We start from the raw sequence: 6,000 nt of genomic DNA on the forward strand, positions 1-6,000 counted from the left end.
CCGAATCACGGGAGACCACACCATGAGCATGACCTTCGGAATCGTCATAACACCCCGCTCGGGTGCCGAATGGGCCCGCGCGGCACGCGGCGCCGAGCAACAGGGCTACCGCACCATCCTGCTCCCGGACACACTGAACACCCCTTCGCCCTTCCCGGCGCTCGCGGCCGCCGCGGCGGTGACCACCACGGTCCGGCTGCGTCCGAACGTGCTGGCCGCTCCGCTGCGCACCCCAGCCGTCACGGTGCGGGAAATCGCCGCATTGCAACTGCTTTCGGACCAGCGATTCGAACTCGGCATCGGGTCGGGGCGTCCCGATGCGCGTGCGGAGGCCGAACGGCTCGGTATGCCTTGGGGTTCGGCGGCCGAGCGCCGTGCGCAACTCATCGCCACCGTGCAGGCGGTACGCGAACAGGTCGATCCGGCGCCGCCGATCATCGTCGCCGCGAACGGACCTCGAATGCTCACTGTCGCAGCGGATTTCGCCGATCGGGTACTACTGGCCGCCGGGCCGGAGGCCACTGAGGCCGATCTCGCCGAGATGGTCCGGGTGGTCCGCGACAACACCGATCGCGATGTGCGCTTCACCCACCAATTGGTCGGCATCGGTGATGAGCTGCCGTTCTGGCTGAGCAAGCGGCTCGGTCTCACCGCGGCTGGCCTGCGGGCGGCCGGATCGGCGAGTGTGCTGGACCGCGATCCGGCGACCGTCGCCGAAGTGCTCGAATACCGCAGGGAGAAGTACGGAATCGATGAACTGATCGTCCCGGGCGAACTGGCCGATGCCTTCGCCCCGGCACTGGCCCGGTTCGCGAACTCCACTGTCTAACCGCTGGTGCGCAACGCCGCGGTCGCCAATTCTCGCGGCCGCGGCGTTGCGCTGAAATTCGCGCCCGCACCAACCCGGAAACTACTGACCGTCCGGATTCGCCGCCCGCCGTTCGGCATCGGTGAAACCGGCCACCGCCTGTCCGGGCGCGGCCATACTGCGCCGCGCCGAATACGCCGCCGCTGAAGCGAATACACCGGCTGTACCAGCCGGTGTCGCACCGTAGGTGAGCGAGCGACGCGGATCGAAGCCCAGTTCGGAGCCGACGGCCACCGCATCCATATTCGCGCCGAGGAAGACGAAGTCCCAGGCGTACACCTCCTGCTGCTGGGTGATCAGCGCCCGCACCGCAGCATGCGTCCACTCCAGACTGGAATTCTCGTGCCCATCGGTGAGCACCACGACGATCACCGTGCCCGGACGCTCATGCTCGGGTCGGGCGGCGAGTTCGGTGCCGATGTCGGTCACGAGCCGCCCCAGCGCGTCATAGAGCGCGGTACCGCCGCGCGGTTGCAGGCTCAGCGGCGGCACCTCGCCGATCAGCCGATTCGCATAGACCAGCTCGTATTCGGTATCGAATTGCGCCAGCGTCACCAGCGTCGTCTTCGGCACCTTGCGCTGTTCCTCGATGTAGGCATCGAAGCCGCCCTCGGTATCGGATTTGATCGATTGCATGGACCCGGAGCGATCCAGCAGTACGGCGATCAGCGTCAGATCTGAATTTGTCATCCAGCACCCCCGTGGTTGTTATTCGATGAACGCTCACCACGGTACGCCGCTGCGCGAACCTGCGAATTTCACGAAAAATGCCGCCCACCGGAAGTCCGGTGGGCGGCATCTTCCAGCCGTTCGAGCCTATTCGCTGGCGGCCTCGGCCCCGGTGCCTTCGCCCGCACCCGTGAGCACGACCTCCGGCTTCTCCTCCGTCGCGGGCGCCTTGGTCAGCTTCGCCTTGCCGGTGAAGGTGAACTTGGCGTTCTCGCCGGCGCCCTCGCCATCCCAGCCCTCGACGTCGACCACGATGGTCTGACCCGGACCGATCTCGCCGAAGAGGATCTTCTCCGACAGCTGGTCCTCGATCTCGCGCTGGATGGTCCGGCGCAGCGGCCGGGCGCCGAGCACCGGATCGAAGCCGCGCTTGGCAAGCAGTGCCTTGCCCTGCGGAGCCAGCTCGATCTCCATGTCCTTGTTCTTCAGCTGCACGGCGACGCGGCCGATCATCAGGTCCACCATCTGCACGATCTGCTCGGTCGTCAGCTGGTGGAAGACGATCACATCGTCGATGCGGTTGAGGAACTCGGGCCGGAAATGCTTCTTCAGCTCGTCGTTGACCTTGAGCTTCATCCGCTCGTAGTTCGAACCCTCGGCACTGCTCTGGGTGAAGCCCAGACCAACGGCCTTGGAGATATCCGAGGTACCCAGGTTCGAGGTGAAGATCAGCACGGTGTTCTTGAAGTCGACCGTACGACCCTGGCCGTCGGTGAGACGACCATCCTCGAGGACCTGCAACAGGGTGTTGTAGATCTCCTGATGTGCCTTTTCGATCTCGTCGAACAAAACGACCGAGAACGGCTTGCGGCGCACCTTTTCGGTGAGCTGGCCGCCCTCTTCGTAGCCGACGTACCCCGGCGGGGCGCCGAAGAGCCGCGAAGCGGTGAAGCGGTCGTGGAACTCGCCCATGTCGATCTGGATGAGCGCGTCATCGTCGCCGAACAGGAAGTTCGCCAGCGACTTGGCCAGCTCGGTCTTACCGACACCGGACGGACCGGCGAAGATGAACGAGCCCGAGGGACGCTTGGGATCCTTCAGACCGGCACGCGTACGGCGGATCGCCTTGGAGACGGCCTTGACCGCATCCTCCTGGCCGATGATCCGCTTGTGCAGCTCGTCCTCCATGCGGAGCAGACGGGTGGTCTCCTCCTCGGTGAGCTTGAACACCGGAATACCGGTCCAGTTGGCCAGCACTTCCGCGATCTGCTCGTCGTCGACCTCGGCCACGACATCAAGATCACCGGAGCGCCACTGCTTTTCGCGCTCGGCGCGCTTGGCGACCAGCTGCTTTTCCTTATCGCGCAGTCGCGCCGCCTTCTCGAAGTCCTGCGCGTCGATGGCGCTTTCCTTCTCCCGGCGCGCATCGGCGATCTTGTCGTCGAATTCGCGCAGGTCCGGCGGAGCGGTCATGCGACGGATGCGCATGCGCGCACCGGCCTCGTCGATCAGGTCGATCGCCTTGTCCGGCAGGAACCGGTCGTTGATGTAGCGGTCGGCCAGCGTCGCGGCGGCCACCAGCGCACCGTCGGTGATGGACACCCGGTGGTGTGCCTCGTAGCGGTCGCGCAGACCCTTGAGGATATTGATGGTGTGCTCGACCGTCGGCTCGCCGACCTGCACCGGCTGGAACCGGCGCTCCAGGGCGGCGTCCTTCTCGATGTACTTGCGGTACTCGTCGAGGGTGGTCGCACCGATGGTCTGCAGCTCGCCGCGGGCCAGCTTCGGCTTCAGGATCGAGGCCGCGTCGATGGCGCCCTCGGCGGCACCCGCGCCGACGAGCGTGTGCAGCTCATCGATGAACAGGATGATGTCGCCGCGGGTGTTGATCTCCTTGAGCACCTTCTTCAGGCGCTCTTCGAAGTCACCGCGGTAGCGGCTGCCCGCGACCAGGGATCCCAGGTCGAGGGTGTAGAGCTGCTTATCCTTCAGCGTCTCCGGGACCTCACCGTTGACGATGGCCTGTGCCAGACCCTCGACCACGGCGGTCTTACCGACACCGGGCTCGCCGATGAGGACCGGGTTGTTCTTGGTGCGGCGGCTCAGCACCTGCATGACGCGCTCGATTTCCTTCGAGCGGCCGATGACCGGGTCGAGCTTGCCCTCGAGGGCGGCCTGGGTCAGGTTGCGACCGAATTGGTCCAGCACCAGCGAGGTGGACGGGGTCCCGGCCTCGCCGCGCGAACCGGATTCCACCGGTTCCTTGCCCTGATATCCGGACAGCAGCTGGATGACCTGCTGGCGCACCCGGTTGAGATCGGCACCCAGTTTCACCAGCACCTGCGCCGCGACACCCTCACCTTCACGGATCAGGCCGAGCAGAATGTGCTCGGTGCCGATGTAGTTGTGGCCGAGCTGCAGCGCCTCGCGCAGGCTCAGTTCCAGCACCTTCTTGGCACGCGGGGTGAACGGGATGTGACCGGACGGGGCCTGCTGGCCCTGGCCGATGATCTCCTCCACCTGGCTGCGCACACCCTCCAGCGAAATACCAAGGGATTCCAGCGACTTCGCCGCTACGCCCTCGCCCTCGTGGATCAACCCAAGCAGGATGTGCTCGGTGCCGATGTAGTTGTGGTTGAGCATCCGGGCCTCTTCTTGGGCCAGGACAACGACGCGCCTCGCGCGGTCGGTGAACCTCTCGAACATCGCTCCCTCACTCTCCTGCTCCGACATTCTGGCGTCCGACGCTTCTTTGGCGTCAGCCTGCCATGAAGCCCGGGGGTTGCGGCCCCGGCCTCCACTCTAGTTGGCAGGGGATTACGCCGCCTCCAGTCCACCCTATTGGGGACCGGCGACAGCACGGTCATTCACTCATAACGTGCTCGTTGCGGGATACGTTTCCGCTCAGGTTTTGCCCTCAGCGAAATCGCCGTCCGAGCTTCCCAGGCGTGGCGTTAGCCGGTGAACGGCGGCACGTATTCGCACGGCACCTCGCGCGCATGCGCCGGATCGAGGGCATTCAGGACGAAGCGGGCGGTGCGGGGGCTGCCCGCGATGGCCAGATGTTCGGATAGGTCGGCGGCGCAGCCGTCCTGTACGACGATGTTCGTGGCATTCGGCCCGGTGACGAAGCCCGAGGTATAGGGCACGACGACCTCGTCGAGACTGGCCATGATGTTGGTGTAGGTGATGCCGGGGACATATACGCCATCGCTATTGAGGTCGGCCAGGAATGCGGAATCGCGCAGCAACTCGGTACAGGCCTGACACAGCGAGCCCACCGCCGCATGGAAGAAGGGTCCGGCGCCGAGTCGGTCGGCGAAGGCCGCCATATCCGCGCCGCCGCCCGCATTGGAGCCGAACCAGGCAGGTGCGATCGATACATACTTATCGATCTTGTCCGCACCGCCGAGGCGCTTCGCGTAGTAGTTCGGCATGACCGTGCCCTGCGAATGTCCGACCACATCCACCTTGGCCGCCCCGGTCGCCGCGAGCACCCGATCCACGAATGCGCCGAACTGCACCGCGCTCTGCTCGATCGGCAGCATCCCACCCACCGCCGAGATCGGCCACGGCAGGTCGAAGGCGCCATAGGTCAGCGAGAAGACGCAGTAACCTTCGTTGGCGAGCAGCGGCGCGTAGAGGCCCCAATTGGTCTGCGCACCACCGCCGGTGCCGTGCGCGAGCACCACCGGATTCGGATGCTCGGCACTCGGCTTGCACGACCAGTCGTTCGATCCCGGCAGCGACCCACCATGATTGATCAGCTCATTCGGGATACCCGCGAAAAAGTTGTAGTCGACCGGATACTCCGCCTGCGCCGGACCGGCCGCGCCGACCCATAGCGCGGCGAGTACGGCGATAACGAGTGCGGACCCTGGAACACGCCGCATGGAGACCTCCAAAATCTGGAACCTGTTCCAGAACGTAGCGCAACTTATGGCCGTCACGGAGGCACTTCGGTCAAGTCACCGAAGATCGACTACCTGGTTATCCGATTGTGCCAAGCGCAGACGAGCGGGCGGCCCGATCGTGAGAAGTTCGTGCGCTACGGCGCACTGGCGGCGTTTCCGGGTTTCCAGCTGGTCGCGTTCGGCTGCGTGCCCATTTCCCCGGCCTTCCAGGTCGGTGGTGACCACGGTGTTCGCCCGATTCCCGGCCGCGACCGGCTGCGGCATCGGCGTGACCGGCACCGTCACACCCGAACCAGTGCCTGCGCGATTGCCGTTCCGGTTCCGCGGCACCCGACAGCCGGTGTCAGCCGTTTTCGGCCCGCAGATCGGCCATCAGGGGCGTTCCCGCGGCCGTGGCGGCTGCATTGCCGACAGCACCGGGCGCGGTGACCAGGATGACGAAATCGGGTGTGCCCGCCGCGCATCGGTCCGCGAGAACGCGCTCCGCCCTGGCGAATTCGCCAGTTGTCATCGCAAAAACCGCCGCCGGTGGGTCGATCAGTGATCGAC

Annotated in this window: 5 protein-coding genes; 1 reads left to right on the top strand and 4 read right to left on the bottom strand. The window is 65.6% G+C overall.

The genetic code is table 11. From position 1 onward, the window contains the following. The first annotated feature begins 22 nt into the window (after nt 1-22). Entirely contained in the window at nt 23-829 is an 807-nt protein-coding gene (locus ABZW16_RS32745) for an LLM class flavin-dependent oxidoreductase (RefSeq protein WP_354959961.1), read from the top strand. An 81-nt stretch (nt 830-910) separates the two neighbouring features. On the opposite strand, the gene ABZW16_RS32750 is transcribed toward ABZW16_RS32745, so the two are convergent. The 4 genes from ABZW16_RS32750 to ABZW16_RS32765 form a co-directional block, all read right to left on the bottom strand. After that, nucleotides 911-1,558: a vWA domain-containing protein gene (locus tag ABZW16_RS32750; RefSeq protein ID WP_354959962.1), complete on the bottom strand. Its 648-nt coding sequence runs from the start codon at nt 1,556-1,558 to the stop codon at nt 911-913. Nucleotides 1,559-1,684: 126 nt separating this feature from the next. Further along, a complete protein-coding gene (locus ABZW16_RS32755; RefSeq protein WP_354959963.1) occupies nt 1,685-4,243 on the bottom strand; it encodes an ATP-dependent Clp protease ATP-binding subunit in 2,559 nt (852 codons plus the stop codon). Nucleotides 4,244-4,491: 248 nt separating this feature from the next. Beyond that, the gene (locus tag ABZW16_RS32760; protein WP_354959964.1) at nt 4,492-5,430 is read right to left on the bottom strand and encodes an alpha/beta fold hydrolase; all 939 of its coding nucleotides are present in this window, start codon (nt 5,428-5,430) and stop codon (nt 4,492-4,494) included. A gap of 364 nt (nt 5,431-5,794) precedes the next feature. Next, a partial coding sequence (locus tag ABZW16_RS32765; protein WP_354959965.1) for a hypothetical protein occupies nt 5,795-6,000 on the bottom strand: 206 nt, incomplete at its 5' end.

Source organism: Nocardia sp. NPDC004604 (assembly GCF_040609795.1).
Classification (GTDB): Bacteria; Actinomycetota; Actinomycetes; order Mycobacteriales; family Mycobacteriaceae; genus Nocardia.